Source organism: Chitinophaga sp. Hz27 (assembly GCF_042263525.1).
In the GTDB taxonomy this organism is placed as follows: domain Bacteria; phylum Bacteroidota; class Bacteroidia; order Chitinophagales; family Chitinophagaceae; genus Chitinophaga.
In genome coordinates this window covers 358,002-374,160 of record NZ_JBHKFJ010000002.1, presented here as the reverse complement: position 1 = coordinate 374,160, position 16,159 = coordinate 358,002, and the positions used below count along the sequence as shown (strand labels likewise).

Here is a 16,159-nt window from a genome sequence, read left to right as displayed (position 1 = left end):
CACCCCCCTCTCAAGGGAAATTTCCCGTTGTGCAACAAAGTAGCTGGTTTTACTTTTGACTTAAGAATACGCCAAATCCTGCATCCGAAAATACTGTGAAATGAAACGCTTATTTATCCTATTACTTTTGATCCTTGGTCACCTGGCAGTATACCTGCATGTGCAGGCGAAGAGAGAGATACAACGTACCGTAAAGCAGGAGAAAAGTGTCTCGGACCGCACTACAATAATATTTGACAAAACTTCACTAGGTAGAATAGAAACTGTACAATCAGAGCAAAACAGTAATGTTATTGCTTACCCGGCGTTATCCTACTGATAACGCCCGTTGTTTGCTCTCCATTTTTTATGGGGATGAGAAACTAACAAGTTCTACATCCCCTTTTCTTTTTAATAAATTATATTAATTTATATATTTACCAACTTACTTTTTGATCACCCTAAACTTTTATGCTGATGTCAAAATTTACATTAGGAGGCAAACCAATTTCATTAGATGAAGCACGCGCTATCCTTGATACCCGTAAAGAATGTGTGGATAAAATGCAATTACCATTAAAGATTGCTACCGGCATTCTTCATGAGCCAACCGTTACACATTATTACCTCGGCGACCAGAATGGTTTCCTGTTCAGCAAAGCCGAATTATTGCAATTGCTGGAATCTGAAGCGCCATACTATATGGTTATTGCGGGCGCCCATTCAGAAAAATCTGACGAATTTAAAAAAGGAGATCCAACAGTAATGATCATTCCTTGCACCTTGTTAAAAGATAACAACGGTGAAGAAACCCAGGGAGCTACCGTATTAGCTACCGGTTTGGTTCCTCAGGGTAAACGCAACAACAAAGTTGGTGACCCTGGAGATCCAGTTGGTCTGGAGCATCCACCTGCAACAAACGTTACAAATATCACATTAGTGAACCCATAATCATGAATTTCCTCACAACTTGTGTATTTTGCATAATCACCGTACCGTTTCAGTTCTATACCAGAGGTTTTATGCAGTTACAGGATGTTTTGAGCGAAATATCAATATGGATCGTTGTATGCCCCCTGTTGGCAGGCCTATACTATATCAGATCCCTTTCACGGGATTCCATGATAATACTAGGGATAGTGGCTTTGGCTGCTATCCCTCAGTTGCTCAGGGCATTTATCAGTGCAGGCCCGCTACTGAATCTTGCTTATAACCTTTACACAATTACTGAAATTACACTTATTTGCTGCCTGCTATATCCAAAAGTCATCAATCCGGGCAGAAAGAAAATATTCACCATTACAACGGTACTAGTAACTGTTTTTAATATATTGGCTGTTATTTGGTTTGGTTTGTCCGCGCGCTTTATCAGCGAAGCTGTATCCGTTAACAACCTGGTTTATACGATCTGGATCCTGCTGATCATCCTTGATCAGTATGAAATTACCGACGGCATACGCATTGGCTCTCCATTCTTCTGGTATCTGACAGGAATTTTACTGTACGCTCCCTGCACGATGCTGGTATTTTCGCTCTGGCAGTACATCAAAATACACCCGGATTCTGTAATGACGAAACTCTGGATAATACAGAGCATCTTTAATATCACCATGTATGGCCTGTTTACCATTGGTATCTGGAAAGACCAAAAAACCCATCAGGCCAAAGTAATTTATCAACGCGCAAATGGAAAATGATATCATCTTAAGCATAGTCATGGCAACCCTGCTGTTCCTCCTGCTGATCAGCTTTATCATCGCCTTTTGGATGATATACCTGCGCAGAAGAGCAGCACATACCCAGGAAAAACAACAACTTAAATCTGCCTATGATCAGGAACTCCTGCGCGCCCAACTGGAAATAAAAGAACAAACCCAGAAAAATATCTCCCAGGAAATCCATGATAACATAGGTCAGGTACTTAGCCTGGTAAAACTAAATATGGGCACCATGAGCCTTGCCAATGCCCCCGAACTGGATGAAAAACTCCAGGACTCTAAACAATTGTTATCCAAAGCTATTCACGACCTCAGAAACCTCTCCAAAAGCCTGGATACAGACATGATCTCCGAAAAAGGCCTCTGCGCCGGTATCGCACAGGAACTGGAAATGGTCCGTAAAACAGGCGCTTACGAAGTCAATTACAAAATTGATGGCATGCCAGTAAGAATGGAAGCAAATAAAGAACTAATCCTGTTCCGTATTTTCCAGGAAGTACTCAACAACATCATCAAACACGCACACGCCACCACCATTGATGTAAACGCCAACTTCTACCAAGATAACTGCCTCCTCGAAATACTCGACAACGGCGACGGTATCCCTCCTTCCATGCTGCAAGGCGAATCCTTCGGACTCGGACTACGCAGCATGCGAAAAAGAAGCAGCCTGATAGGCGCCGACCTACAGTTTTCCAGCAATGTGCCAAAAGGTACCGCCATCACGATAAAAATCCCTTATCTTACGGTCATAGAAAACCATCAATGAACAATAAAGTAAATATTGTGCTGGTTGATGACCACGTCCTTTTCCGTAAAGGACTGGCAACCCTAATCGCCAGCTTCGATAACTATGACTTGCTATTCGAAGCCAATAACGGAAAGGAATTCATCTCCATGCTACAACCAGACCATCTCCCCGATATCGTTCTCCTCGATATCAACATGCCGGAAATGGACGGATATGAAACCTGCTTATGGCTGAAGAAAAATCATCCCGGTGTTAAAGTACTCTCACTATCCATGTACGACAACGAACAATCCATCGTTCGTATGTTCAAAGCCGGTGCAAAAGGTTATATCCTTAAAGACAGCGAACCTGCAGAACTCAGAGAAGCCATGAACTCGCTCCATACCAAAGGATACTACTATTCCGAAATGGTAACAGGAAAACTGATTCACTCCATCAACGAGGCCGAAGAAGAAGGTAATACCACCAAATTCGCCACCAACCTCTCCGACAGAGAAATTACTTTCCTCAAACTCGTTTGCACCGAGCTTACATACAAGGAAATCGCCGATCAGATGCACCTCAGCGCACGCACCATCGACGGCTACCGCGATAGCCTTTTCGCTAAATTACAAGTAAAAACAAGGGTGGGATTAGTTACGTATGCCCTCAAACATGGCATCGTACTACTCGATAAACTACCTTAAAACAATACAGGGCTGGTTGGCCGCCTAATCAGCCCATCTATTTGAAATCCTTCTTTAACATCGCATACATATACATATCATGATACTGCTCATCCCAGTACATATGTTCCCGCAACAACCCCTCCTGCACAAAGCCATGCTTCTCCAACAGTAAACAGGAATCAGTATTATCTTTCATCACTTCCGCTTCCACCCTATTCACTTCCAACGTTTTGAAAACATACTCCAGGAAGCCGTGCAAAGCCTCCGACATATACCCACGCTTCCACCAGTTACTGGAAAGATCATAGCCAATCGTACAACGATGATGGCTCTTTTCAAACTTATTGATACCTATAGTGCCAATCACATGCTGCGTATCTTTTATCGTGATCGCCCAACGAATACCTTCCTTTTCCTTAAAACGTTTCTGGAAATATTGTATCAGCTCCATTGCTTTTCCCCTGCTAACCAAGGGTTTCAGGTTATAATACCGCACCACCTGCTGATCACTGAAAATATAATATATCTCTTCCAGCATATCCATGGAAATGGCCTGTAATGCTAACCTACTGGTAATTAATACGGGGAAGATGTCGGGCAATACGTGCATAAACGTGTTTCTTTATTCTGCTTATTTATTGGTAATATATAAAAATATCGATTGCAGGTGAGGTAATATTTACAGAAGGCGGTTTATCAAAATATTTCTCTTTTTTTAGGCAGATACAATATCTTACCCCTTCTATTCCACGTACGATATGTTATCAAGAAGAAGATTTATCAAAAACACTGCCATAGGTACTACGGGCGTCATTGGCAGCTTATATGCCAGCCCTGGTATTGCATTCCCTAAGCCTTCGGCAGATGATCCGCTGGGAGATATCAGCCGTAGTTTACTGTTGCTCTGGGGAAAAAACCTGCTGTCCATGCAGGTGAAAGATAGCAACAGCCCGCATTACGGCACTATCATCTCTCCTGCTGAAAACCAGGTCCATGGCCGCAGTGCAGATGCCATCTTTCCATTTATGCACCTGGCAGCACATACCGGTAACCATGCCTACGTAGATGCGTCAGTGTTACTGTATAACTGGATGGAACGCACCGTTTCGCAGCCAGATGGTTCCTGGTTAAACGAACCTAAGAAAGACTCCTGGAAAGGAACAACGGTATTCACCACCATCGCGCTGGCAGAAACAATGCTGCACTATGATCACTTGCTCGACAATGCATTCAGGCAAAGCATCCGCGACAGACTTCATAAAAGTGGCGACTATATCTACGATAACTTCTCTATTTCCTACGGCAATATCAACTACCCTGTATCCGCGACCTATGCACTCACACTGCTGGACGAACTGTTATCCGTACCGCGTTACAGCCAGAAAGCCAAAGCCCTCGCAGATGATGCGCTGAAATATTTCACCAATAAAGATCGGCTACTCAGCGGCGAAGGCGGCCCTATTGGCACACCAAGTCCTAAAGGATGCTTTAGCGTAGATCTGGGCTACAACGTAGAAGAGTCACTGCCCGCGTTAGTACAATATGCCTTGCTTACAAAAGACGATACCTTGTTAGAGACACTCAGCGCTTCCATGAAGTCGCACCTGGAGTTCATGCTACCCGACGGCGGCTGGGACAATAGCTGGGGTACACGCAATTATAAGTGGACATATTGGGGCAGCAGAACATCAGATGGATGTCAGCCTGCATATGCACTGCTCGCACACAAAGATCCTGCATTTTATAAGGCAGCACTTCAAAACACACGCCTGATGCAGCAACACACGCATAACGGTATCTTATACGGTGGCCCGCATGAATATACACATGGCCTTACACCTTGCCTCCATCATACCTTCACTCATGCAAAAGCACTGGCTACCATCCTGGAAAAAAAATATACTGTTCCAGCAGAAAAGCCTGAAAATATTCAGCTTCCCCGAGAATCATCTACACCAGTAAAATTTTTTGAAGATATACAAACCACACTGGTAGCCACAGACACACTTCGTGCAACCGTTACCGTTTACGACAGGAACTACAAAGAATTCAAATCCGGACACGCTGCTGGTGGTGCACTCACGATGCTGTGGCATAAAAAAATGGGTGTACTTCTTTGCGCCAGCATGAATGAATATCAGCTATGGGAGGCTGATAATATGCAGCCAGACAAGAGTGCCGATAGCATGCCCCTCACGCCACGTATACAGGCAACATATAACGGGAATGCCTATACTAAAATTGGTACATTCATGAATATACAGGATTTAAACGCCACCATGCACAGTGAGGTGAATGACAATAATGTTATCGTATATACGAAATCTTTGCTTAAAGACAGTAATCAGCAATTGCCCTTTGGTACTGAATTAGCGGCCAATGTCACCTATACCTTTTCTGATCATAGCATGCAGATAAAATATCTCTGCGGCAATAGCAAACATCCGATACAGTTTATACTTCCACTGATATCATCTTCCGAAGAAAAAATAAAACAGATCAATAATAAATGCTGGGAGATAAAAAAGACAGGTGGTAAGGTGGTGATAACAGCAACATCTCCCATCAGCCTCATGCCGATAAATGGTCAACGTATATTTAACTATGTACCAGGCCTGGAAGCAATACCCTTCTGCATTTCAGGGCCAGCAGCAGAAATATCGCTGTTGTTTATTTAATTATCCGCTTTAAATAAGCTCGCTCAGCCCAACAAAGAAAAAACCCTCTTCTGCCCACGCAGAAAAGGGTTTTCTCTATATAACAAGCTTCTTAAAGTATTAAAAAGAATTAAACGGTCCGTAAGGCGAATAACCATAATAGTTACTTCTGCTGACGCTTACACTACCAGAAATAGAGAAGGTTTTATCCTTACTTATAAACATCAGCCCAACATTCGCGGCTGGATTGATCCCTGTGCTATTCATCTGCATAGGCCCATAACCCATCATCTGTTTATTCATGACCGGCTGGAACATAGCGCCACTCATACGCATGGTATATGGCGTGGCCGACAAACTACCAAACGCATAAACATTATCAGTAATCCTTCGGTTTACCTGCAACGCCATAGGTGCGGATAAATAGCTACCAGACCCTCCTTTAAATGCAATAAACCCGGTGGAAATACCCGTATATTTTGTAACGGACCATTTTTTTGCATGGCCGTTAGAATCGGCTACCGGGGCAGTATGGCGTAGTATTGACGGCGTATAAGGCTCCATGCCTCCGTAATATGGAAGCTGAGCTTTCCCTGCAATAGCGCACATTAAAACTGCAATGAATATGATGGCACGTTTCATAGCATGAAGATAACCATCCTTTTTGTTAATATTGCTAAGGAAATCTTAATATTTCGGACTCAACTGTAGTAATCCTGCACGCAAAAATTATACGTATGGATAATTCAACCGCCCATCACGATCAACGGATCGCTAAAATGACTTTTGCCTCCGTATATCCTATGTATGTTACAAAGGTGGAGAAGAAAGGCAGAACCAAAGCTGAATTAGACCAGGTGATACAATGGCTGACAGGCTTTGATGATGCTACATTACAGCAATTGATCGCTGATAAAGCAACTTTCGAAACCTTCTTCCAGCGCGCCACTTTGAATCCCAAGGCCAGCCTGATCACTGGCGTAATTTGTGGCTACCGTGTAGAAGAAATTGAGAATAAACTTACCCAGCAAGTCCGCTACCTGGATAAACTTGTAGATGAACTAGCCAAAGGAAAAAAGATGGATAAGATTCTCCGGCAATAATATTTTCCGGGAGAGGTCTTCGCTAACTTCCACAAATAAAAAAGAGCGCCCCTTCTACGTGTTAGAAAGAGCGCTCCTTTTAGATATACAAATTAGAGATGAAGATCTCTTGCACCTTTTACTTCTGTTGAAATTTCTCCCAACATAGTACCTGCATCGCAGTTTTGTCCGGTATAGACTTTCACGAAGTCGATATAGGTCAGGCTTACAGGCGTTCCGCTGGAATTTACAGCCCATGAAATATCAAAAGTGTTGTAACCATAGGTAGGGTATTCTGAAGAATAGCTATCGCTATAACCCCAGGCATACGCCAGGTTAGTGATGATAGTTCCTGGAACCAATGTATTTGCTACTTTGGTACCGGTAAAGCTGATAGAGTCCTGGTTTGCAGCGAAGGTAGGATAGTAATTATTGGTGGTATGATAACTGTTGGCAGTTACATAACCAGTATTACCCTGATTATCCTTCCAAAGCACGCTGGTACCCACTGCATGCGGATTGTAATAGGTAATGCGATAGTTCTTAATAGTAGCGCTGCTGCTATATTCGCTACCTGCCAGTTCATACCATGGATCATCAGGAATACCATTGCTATTAATATCCTGACTCACCATTACGATACCTGGCTCAGACCACTGATAAGTTGGGCCTAATGGATTACCATAAATGCCGAGATCGGCGCCAGTGCCATTGTCCACAGAGTGGTCGAACCCGAAAATGATATAACCTCCGAATGCACCCAATGATACCATATTGGAAGTACTTCCTACAAGCGCCTGCGCAGCAGCCTGGGTACCAACTCCGGTAGTATTGACAAACTGTCCGGCAGCAGGAAGGTAATCATACACAGTACTAATTAAAGGACTACTGGTGGATGTTTTAGGTCGGTATACACTTGTTTTACCGGTTTGTAAAGGTTGCAGATGCATCACATCCGCCTGGTCTTCTTTCTGGCAGGCAGTAAAGGTAACTGCCGCCAAAAGAGCCATTACAGGGAAAATGGATTTTTTCATTTTTTTTATGTTTGGGTTAAAAATGACAGATAGTAACAAATTGAAATCGCTTAATAGAATACAGGTAAACTTGGGAACAGATAACCAGTATACCTCACCGTGCTATTCAGCGCACCGGTAGTGGCATTGTACGATAACCAGCGGTTATCATTACTGGAGCCCCATTCATCGGGAAGTGTGATGATCAGCAATTCATTTTTTCGTTCGTTGAAACGCACTGCAGAACCATAGAAGTATTGTCCGGCAGGAAGTGTGATAAACGGTGCTGACAGCGAGTTTGCATCACCTGCAACATAACGGTACAATTTAGTGCCGCCATATTCAATAGTACCGCCAATACCGCCCGTTTCATTACGAGCCGCTATATACACATCATTACCATTACTGCTGGTAGTCAGCGAACCTGATTTCCAGGACCATAACGCCCATGGATTAGTAACTTTAAATGGTAATTTCATGGAAGTCAATGTCAGCGCAACAGGATCTATACGCATCAGCGAAGAATCGCCGGCAGCCCATACCGCGCCATCTTTGGTACGTGTAAAGCCCATCGTAGCATTAGGAAATTTTTTCACAATGCTATAGTCGGTAGTGTTCAACACTACAACACCATCTGCCTGGGTAAGCGCGAAAATATATTTATCTACCAACAACATATCTCCAGCCGCAGATGTAATACCAGCGAGCTTTGCACCCAAAGTAAGCGTACTTAAATTCACCGGATAGATTCCATCTACTGCGCTCAGTAAACCACGAGCATTATCCACACCAACAAAAGCATGCCCTTCATCCTGTGGTAAAGCAGTGATGCGACCAGTTTCCTTCATGGTATAAGCATCCGTTACAACCAGTGGCCCGCCTACCTTTGCGACCATATATACTTTGCCGTTAAAGATGCTGGCAAATTGTAAAGTGCTGGTATTGGGCCCCAGATTTTTATCTGGATTTTCTGTTTTGTAGATGTTCTGAATAACCTTATTGCTGTCGTAACTATAATAAGCAAGGTCACCATTGGTTACGCCGTATTGTCCTTCCTGTACCATCAGGAATCCATTTTCATACTTACCATTTACATGGAGGTTGTAAACAATAGAGTCAATACCCGTCTGGTTTTTAGCTGTCAGTACGATATGGAAATCGCCATGTGCATTAGATCCAAACTGCAATACAGAATCAGTACTTACCGGCGCCCCGTTGGTGGTCCACTGGAAAGAAAGTCCGTTCTTGTTGCTGAACTGCGGCCGATAGGTAATGCTACTACCAAAAGCGATGGTGTCTTTGGTGCCTGTACTGGTAATTTTAGGACCAGGAACATCATCATTTTTTTTACACGAGAACACTACTGTAGCCATCAACGCCAGCAGGAACAAGGATTTGTTCAGTTTCATCATGAGAATCTTGTAGAATTTATTAATGAAAAATAATTTCACAAATAATTCAACACCAGGAAAAAGGGGGCATACAAAAGTTTCGGTTGACTTCACAGGAAAGCACAGCGTATAGCGTATTCATTTATTGCGTCACTTCAATACATACATCAACGATATTGCTGCCAGTGCAACATTACATCACTGTTTCATAAATGAATCCAATAAAATCCGGTCTGTTTACCAGTAAAACATTCTTAACCTTTCACCCGAAAGTGCTGAACGAAAAATTACATCTGGCAGGTCTTCTGGCTTTCCTGCTTCTTCGGCGGCCTTCCCATCTTTACTTATCAAGACAGTGGCATGTGGAGAACCGAAAAAACGATATCTATAACAGATATACAGGATTACAGCTACGGGGATAGCTCCGGCATCGCACCGGATTCCCTTTTAATACGCGGGCCTTTGCAGACCCTGGTAACCAATTGCGGTGCAAACTTAAACTAAGTATTAATATAATCCAAATGCTTAACGAATGCATAAAAAAAGCAGCCACCAAATGGCAGCTGCTTCCTACACTATGGCTGTTGAAAGAAATTATTGGACGATGATCTTCTGCGTATATTGTTTACCGTTATGGAAGATCTCCAGGAAATAGGTACCTGCAGCCACATTACCTACCTTCACGGTGAAGCTACCAGTAGTTTCCTGTTGCTGCTGTATCGCTTGCCTGCCGGCACTTAGCAGCATTACTTTTACCGCCGAATTACTGTTGTAGTCAGGAACCTTAACATATATATTACCACCTGCTACTACCGGGTTAGGATATACGCTGATCGTGTGGTTAACACCAGCCTTCTCCGTTTCGGGAGTCATAGCCGACAACTGCATCGCAGCATTGCTCGTATTGGCGGTAGCGCTGGTCACTGCGGTAATAGGGCCTACCACATTACCTACAACGCTGTAGTTAAATGATTCCCAGGTGCCTGCAGCCGTTCTGTTGGCCGTCATAGCAGCAGCGCCATTTTCAGAGCTGATATATCCGCCATTGTTACATAATAAGGTGATAGTACCATTGCTGTTAGATACCCAGGTAAACTGCTCCCATCCCTGCGCAGTAGCACGATTGCAGGTAATCGCCTGCTGCCCGTTTTCAGAAGAAACATACTTAGCCATAGAACGCAGTGCGATCTTACCACCGCCTGCATCCAATACAGAAAACTGCTCCCAGGTGCCTGGTGTAGCACGGTTGCAGTTCATCGCAGTAGTACCATTCTCACCACTTACATACAAACCATTATTACCTTTCAAGGTAATCACCTTGCCTATAGGTGCAGTACTTGGCGTAGTACGCGATACCACCACATCATGAATGGCTGATACCAGCGAGTTAGCGCCGGTAGCGTCTTGCGACAGCTCCCAGATCATAATACCACTGCCCTGATCAAATGCAAGATTGGTCTTTTGCTTGATAGTAGTGATACCATTGTACCCTACATTATCAAATACATCTGCATAAGGATCTGCACCTCTGGCCACCAGCTGCGCAAACGACTCCCAACTAGGACGCCCGTAGAAAGGTACGCCCAGCACTAGTTTGGACGCTGGCAACCCACGGCCAAGCCAGTACGAAACCGACTGTGTAGCATACGTGTAGGTAGAGTGGTCAAAGTTGTTGTAATCGTAAGCCATGAGATTGTAGAAATCTACCAAAGCAAAAGCACTGCTGAGAATACTGGAACCACCCGTACCTACAAGCGCGCCTGTCAATAGTTTGCCATTGTTATGCATCGCTGTACTGAGCTGCGTCATCAGCGATATGTAGTTGTTGGCAGATGCGCCGGCATCCGGATATTCCCAGTCAATATCAACACCATCCAATCCATACTGATTGACGAAGTTGACCATGTTGTTGACAAAGGTGCTGCGATAGCCACTGTTAGCAGCAAGGCCTTCAAAGCCGCTGTCATCGCCATTGTTCCAGCCGCCAACAGAAATCAGCACCTTCACATTATTGGCATGTGCAGTACTGACAAGACTCTGCAGTTTACTTGGGTTATCAATTGCTTGCAAACCGCCAGTTGCAGTAGGTAACAAAAAAGCATAATTGATGTGTGTCAGTTTACTATACTGCACACTGCTTACACTGCCCGACCAGCTTGGCATGTAACCGACCACACGGAATGGCGTTTGCGCCCTGACAGATAAAAAACAGATTAACAAAAGTAACAACGTGGATAAACGTGTTTTCATAAGGGGATTTTTACAGGTGAGGAAAAGAATATAAGCGTCTCGACAAAAATATTCTCCAACTATACAAGTCAAAATTTTAACACTACGACATTACTACGTCAAGGACGATTAATTATTTTTGTATCCTGATGAACAACAACTTACGTATACGCCTATACTACATTTTCCTGCTGGCCATTACCATGTGGGCAGGACTCGCCACCAGACATTCGCCGGATTTTTTTCCTGCATTTATTAGTGAATATGGTGGAGATATCCTTTATGCAACCTTCGCCGTCTTTGGATTGCGGTTTCTATGGATACGGCCCCAACTATGGAAGGTTATCCTCGGAGGATTTATCTTCTGTGTATTGATAGAAATACAGCAGCTCTGCCAGGCTCCCTGGCTGGTACATCTCAGAAATACTTTTCCTTTTGGGCTTATATTGGGGTATGGTTTTTTATGGAGTGATATCGTTTGTTATGCTGGTGGGGCCTTACTAGCTTATCCCTTCTGCCATGTAGGCGAAGCATTACTTAAGCGTACTAACGCAAAGGCATAAACGTTATACTGATATAATAATGCAGTGGGTTGTTGCAACAAATTTCAATCTGCTGTTACAACTGCAAAAACAAAAACGGCTGTACCAACAAGTACAGCCGTTTTGCCTCTATCATCCGTTTATCTATCAATTTACGGGTACCAGACTTACTGCAGCTCCACCGCCTTTTGCCAGTCGGAGATGCAAAACAGTTTTTATATCCGCAGTAATATGCTCGATCTTATATGATTCGGGGTTCGATTTCCAATCTGCGTCCTTTCCATCACCATATATAGTTACACTATATTTCCTCCCTCTTTCCAGGAAATCCAATGAGACATCTACATTATGGGCATTTTCATCGGTAATAGCACCAATAAACCAGCTGCTGGCACTGCGTCGGGCAATGGTGATATAATCGCCTGGCTCGGCCTCTATTACCTTTGATTCGTCCCAGGTCAATGGCACATCCCTGATAAACTGAAAAGCATCCATGTGTGCTTCATAATTCTCCGGGTAGTCGGCAGCCATTTGCACAGGACTATACATCGTCACATACAAGGCCAGTTGCTTAGCCAACGTAGTATGTACCTGCTTGCTGCTATCAGGGCCAAAGTACCTGATCTTAAATATACCTGGTGTGTAATCCATCGGGCCACCCATCAGCCGGGTAAAAGGCAGGATAGTTTCGTGCTCCGGCTCATTGCCGCTGCTGAATGCATTGTACTCATTTCCCCTGGCTGATTCTGATGCCATCCAGTTTGGATAAGTACGATGCAATCCCGTAGGCCGCATCGGTTCATGGGAATCCAACGTTACCTGATGCCTGGCTGCCATCTGCGCAACACGTTCGTAATGATTAACCATCCATTGTCCGTCATGATGCTCCCCTCGTGGAATGATCTTACCTACATAGCCTGTCTTCACACTTTTGTAGCCATATTGATTCATCAGCGCAAAAGCACGTTCCATACGGCGTTCGTAGTTGGTGGCAGCACCAGACGTTTCGTTATGCATTACCATGCTTACCCCTTTGTTTTTTGCATAGGCGGCAATTCCCGGTAAATCGAAATCCGGGTAGGGCGTCACAAAATCAAAAACGTCCTCCTTCCAATTGCCAAACCAGTCTTCCCAGCCGGTATTCCAACCTTCTACCAATACGCCGTCTATACCATTTTTAGCAGCGAAGTCTATGTATCTTTTAACATTGACTGTATTAGCACCATGGCGACCATTAGGAATAAGCAGGCCATTTGCATCAGTACTATCGGCGTAATCAGAATAGCTCCAGGTACTCTTACCCGTTTGCATCTCCCACCATACTCCAATAAATTTCATTGGCTTGATCCAGGACGTATTATCCAGCTTTGATGGCTCATTCAGATTAACAATCAGTCGGGAAGATAAAATATCGGTTGCTTTATCACTGACAATGATAGTGCGCCACGGCGTTTTAAACGGCGCATGCAAATACGCTTTATTTCCTACTGCATCCGGTACCAGGTTAGCGCTGAATGTATAGGTATCCGTAGCGGTATGCAACTGCATTGCAGGATAATTCAGCAACGCTGCTTCGTGGATATTAATATACAAACCATCCGTTGTTTTCATCATCAGCGGTGTTTGTACGGCAGTAAAATCAGGTGCAACACGCACCGCTATTGCTGTCGAAGAAGTCACCATCTTACGATTATCTATCTCGCTGATTTTAGAGGTCGTATAGGGATACTCGTTAGTATCATAATCGCCAGGTATCCAGAATGTTTTATGATTGCCTGCCATCCTGAATGAAGTTCGCTCATCGGCTACCACAAAGTATTGCAGATTATTTTGTTTGGGAAAATCATATCGAAATCCTACCCCATCAGCGAATACGCGAAATTCAATATTCAACAACCGGAAAGGTTTTTCATTTTCCTGCAATTTCACTATTAACTGCCTGTAGTGATTACGGATATTTTTCTCCTCTCCCCATACCGGCTGCCAGGTTTCATCTACTTCTTTAACACTACTATCCAATAAACGAAAGTTGCGATAAAACGTACTATCATCATTCAATACAAAACCCATCTGTGATGGCAATACCACCGGCTTTCCCTTATATGCCACGGTATAAATGGGCTGGCCTGATTTGTCCAACGCAAAGGTTAATTTAACATGCTCCGTCTCAACTGATTGCGCATCTGCTGTAAACCATACCAGCAAAGCAGCTAAGCCGAATGTAAGTTTTCTCATTAGCATATCGTCTGTGAATATTTTATATGACATTTATTTCTGCGAGAAAAAAAACCGCAAGAAAAAACTAGTAACCAGGATTTTGCTTACCTGCAATCGCGGGGTTAGCATTTATTTCCAGAGTCGGTATCGGCCATGAATAAGCCTTATCATCCCATTGTAATGCTCCTTTAACAGTCCTGGAGGTTTGATAGTAAGCCGCCTCAGATGCACCAAGGTGCCAGCGACAAATATCAAACCACCAATGGCCTTCGTTAAACAACTCAGCCCAACGTTCGAAGTACAATGGATTATGTCCTAACACCGCATCCCCGGAAGCTGCTGCTGGTGTGGCATCTGTAACAGTTTTGTAATCCAATGCGGAAGATGCATTTACAGGTAAATTATAAGCCCTGCGCCTGATCTTATTCAGGTATTCCAGGCCAGTAGCATTATCTCCACTATTGATGGAAGCTTCTGCATACAAGAGATAAACATCTGCCAGTCGGATCAGGTAAATATTAGCTGCGTCTGCAGGGCCCACATTCAGGATATTATTAAACAATGGTGCATATTTCCTAAAGCTCCAACCTAGTTCTGTAGCCGCATTGGCATCGCCGAAAATATAATTCGGACGGGCCACAGGACGCCAGTTCAGACCATCAGTCATAATAGAATCCACCCATGGTTGCAAACAGTTTACGTATAGGCGTGGGTCAACAGTTTGGTTGTTTCTTGCATCCAGCGCTTTGGCCTTGTACACCGGGTCCATCACTTGCTTAGGGTTATTGTAGCTAGCAGGTTTACTGTTGTTAAAGTTAGGGTTATTGACCAGGTTAAAGCTACCCAGCATATATCCAAAACGCTGCACATTTTTATCGTGCATTCCATCATTTCCTCCATAACCATTGGCCAACGAACTTAATTCAGTTCCATCATCGCCCAGGGCATATGGCGGCCAAATCAAACCATTGATAGTAGTGGCGTTGGCAGCACCAGAGAATACGCCATAACCACCTTTTGAATCCTGATCTACATTCAATTCAAAAATAGATTCTTCATTAAATTCATTGCCAGAAATTCCAATATAGGCATCTCGGTATTTTGCATATGGCATTAGGGATTTGCCACTGTTATCGATCACATCTTTCAATACCGGCAACGCATGTACGTAATCTTTTCTGAACACATAAACCTTTCCCAATAAGGATTTCGCAGCCCATTCTGTTACGCGTCCCTGCTCACTGGCTGCCCAGGTCTTGCCTTTCAGCAAGGTGGCGGCGGTTTGCAAATCACTGATTACCTGCGCCCACACTGTTTTGATACCTGAACGCGGCCGCTGCGTTTCTGCAAACGTTGCAGGTAATTTGGTAAACAAAGGCACACCTAGTGTATCTTCTGGTTTAGGATTAACTACATAGTCTTCTCCGTAGAGATTCTCCAGCCAGAAATAATAATATGCACGCAGGAAATAAGCCTGGCCTCTTACATAATCTATATTCTGCTTGTCTGTCAGCTTAGCATAATGCGCCTCATAGAAGTCGGCCGCATTCAAAGCGACATTACAGTTTTTTACACCTGTATTCAATGCCTGGAAATTGCTGGAGATAAAGGCATTGCCAGCACTCAGTTTCGTAGTATTAATGAAGCCATCCCAATCATCATCCCGATAGTTGGCATCAGAATGATGTGTGGCGTTGGCAAGCATCTTAGGCAATAAAGTAAAGCCAAACATATACTGGTCGCGTAGGTTCGAATAGGCGGATGTTAGCGTACTATTCAACCCATCCATCGTTGCAGGATAATTGCTGACAGCATATTGGTCTGTTGGCCCCACCAAACTCGGATCCTTTTTACAGCCGGAAGCCAATGCCAGTGAAACTAATATTATAGCTGATATTTTCTTGTACATGTC

Annotated in this window: 15 protein-coding genes and 1 riboswitch; of the genes, 8 read left to right on the top strand and 7 right to left on the bottom strand. The window is 43.8% G+C overall.

The window, feature by feature from the left end; all coding sequences use genetic code 11:
* Positions 1 to 100 precede the first annotated feature (100 nt).
* The 5 genes from ACE38W_RS05425 to ACE38W_RS05405 all read left to right on the top strand — a co-directional run bounded on the left by ACE38W_RS05425 (position 101) and on the right by ACE38W_RS05405 (position 3,134).
* Positions 101 to 319 carry a hypothetical protein gene (locus ACE38W_RS05425; protein WP_375829318.1) on the top strand — a complete coding sequence of 73 codons (219 nt, stop codon included), beginning with the start codon at positions 101 to 103 and terminating at the stop codon, positions 317 to 319.
* 137 nt (positions 320 to 456) lie between these two features.
* A complete protein-coding gene (locus ACE38W_RS05420) occupies positions 457 to 930 on the top strand; it encodes a hypothetical protein (protein WP_375829316.1) in 474 nt (157 codons plus the stop codon).
* 170 nt (positions 931 to 1,100) lie between these two features.
* Positions 1,101 to 1,676, top strand: a complete 576-nt coding sequence (locus ACE38W_RS05415; RefSeq protein WP_375829315.1) for a hypothetical protein — start codon at positions 1,101 to 1,103, stop codon at positions 1,674 to 1,676.
* A 19-nt stretch (positions 1,677 to 1,695) separates the two neighbouring features.
* Positions 1,696 to 2,466 (top strand): sensor histidine kinase, encoded by a 771-nt coding sequence (locus ACE38W_RS05410; protein ID WP_375829314.1) that lies wholly within the window; start codon positions 1,696 to 1,698, stop codon positions 2,464 to 2,466.
* A complete protein-coding gene (locus ACE38W_RS05405) occupies positions 2,463 to 3,134 on the top strand; it encodes a response regulator (RefSeq protein ID WP_375829313.1) in 672 nt (223 codons plus the stop codon). Before ACE38W_RS05410 ends, ACE38W_RS05405 begins: the two co-directional genes overlap by 4 nt.
* Before the next feature lie 37 nt (positions 3,135 to 3,171).
* Here the strand turns inward: ACE38W_RS05405 and ACE38W_RS05400 are convergent, their stop codons facing one another.
* Positions 3,172 to 3,726 carry a GNAT family N-acetyltransferase gene (locus tag ACE38W_RS05400; protein ID WP_375829311.1) on the bottom strand — a complete coding sequence of 185 codons (555 nt, stop codon included), beginning with the start codon at positions 3,724 to 3,726 and terminating at the stop codon, positions 3,172 to 3,174.
* 148 nt (positions 3,727 to 3,874) lie between these two features.
* Here ACE38W_RS05400 and ACE38W_RS05395 point away from each other — a divergent pair, with 148 nt between their 5' ends.
* The gene (locus tag ACE38W_RS05395) at positions 3,875 to 5,794 is read left to right on the top strand and encodes a hypothetical protein (RefSeq protein WP_375829310.1); all 1,920 of its coding nucleotides are present in this window, start codon (positions 3,875 to 3,877) and stop codon (positions 5,792 to 5,794) included.
* A 99-nt stretch (positions 5,795 to 5,893) separates the two neighbouring features.
* On the opposite strand, the gene ACE38W_RS05390 is transcribed toward ACE38W_RS05395, so the two are convergent.
* On the bottom strand, positions 5,894 to 6,415 hold the full coding sequence (locus tag ACE38W_RS05390) for a hypothetical protein (RefSeq protein ID WP_375829309.1): 522 nt from the start codon (positions 6,413 to 6,415) through the stop codon (positions 5,894 to 5,896).
* 95 nt (positions 6,416 to 6,510) lie between these two features.
* Here ACE38W_RS05390 and ACE38W_RS05385 point away from each other — a divergent pair, with 95 nt between their 5' ends.
* Entirely contained in the window at positions 6,511 to 6,876 is a 366-nt protein-coding gene (locus ACE38W_RS05385; RefSeq protein ID WP_375829307.1) for a DUF2200 domain-containing protein, read from the top strand.
* A 92-nt stretch (positions 6,877 to 6,968) separates the two neighbouring features.
* Here ACE38W_RS05385 and ACE38W_RS05380 read toward each other — a convergent pair whose 3' ends face one another.
* The 3 genes from ACE38W_RS05380 to ACE38W_RS05370 form a co-directional block, all read right to left on the bottom strand.
* Positions 6,969 to 7,889, bottom strand: a complete 921-nt coding sequence (locus ACE38W_RS05380) for a hypothetical protein (RefSeq protein ID WP_375829306.1) — start codon at positions 7,887 to 7,889, stop codon at positions 6,969 to 6,971.
* 50 nt (positions 7,890 to 7,939) lie between these two features.
* Positions 7,940 to 9,280: a DUF5074 domain-containing protein gene (locus ACE38W_RS05375; protein ID WP_375829304.1), complete on the bottom strand. Its 1,341-nt coding sequence runs from the start codon at positions 9,278 to 9,280 to the stop codon at positions 7,940 to 7,942.
* Between the two features lie 256 nt (positions 9,281 to 9,536).
* Positions 9,537 to 9,757, bottom strand: a riboswitch (cobalamin riboswitch).
* 96 nt (positions 9,758 to 9,853) lie between these two features.
* Entirely contained in the window at positions 9,854 to 11,509 is a 1,656-nt protein-coding gene (locus tag ACE38W_RS05370; RefSeq protein WP_375829303.1) for a glycosyl hydrolase family 18 protein, read from the bottom strand.
* Between the two features lie 128 nt (positions 11,510 to 11,637).
* Here ACE38W_RS05370 and ACE38W_RS05365 point away from each other — a divergent pair, with 128 nt between their 5' ends.
* Positions 11,638 to 12,051 carry a DUF2809 domain-containing protein gene (locus ACE38W_RS05365; RefSeq protein WP_375829301.1) on the top strand — a complete coding sequence of 138 codons (414 nt, stop codon included), beginning with the start codon at positions 11,638 to 11,640 and terminating at the stop codon, positions 12,049 to 12,051.
* Positions 12,052 to 12,177: 126 nt separating this feature from the next.
* Here ACE38W_RS05365 and ACE38W_RS05360 read toward each other — a convergent pair whose 3' ends face one another.
* Positions 12,178 to 14,265 carry a glycoside hydrolase family 97 protein gene (locus ACE38W_RS05360; protein WP_375829299.1) on the bottom strand — a complete coding sequence of 696 codons (2,088 nt, stop codon included), beginning with the start codon at positions 14,263 to 14,265 and terminating at the stop codon, positions 12,178 to 12,180.
* 67 nt (positions 14,266 to 14,332) lie between these two features.
* Positions 14,333 to 16,156 (bottom strand): RagB/SusD family nutrient uptake outer membrane protein, encoded by a 1,824-nt coding sequence (locus ACE38W_RS05355; RefSeq protein WP_375829297.1) that lies wholly within the window; start codon positions 16,154 to 16,156, stop codon positions 14,333 to 14,335.
* Positions 16,157 to 16,159 lie beyond the last annotated feature (3 nt).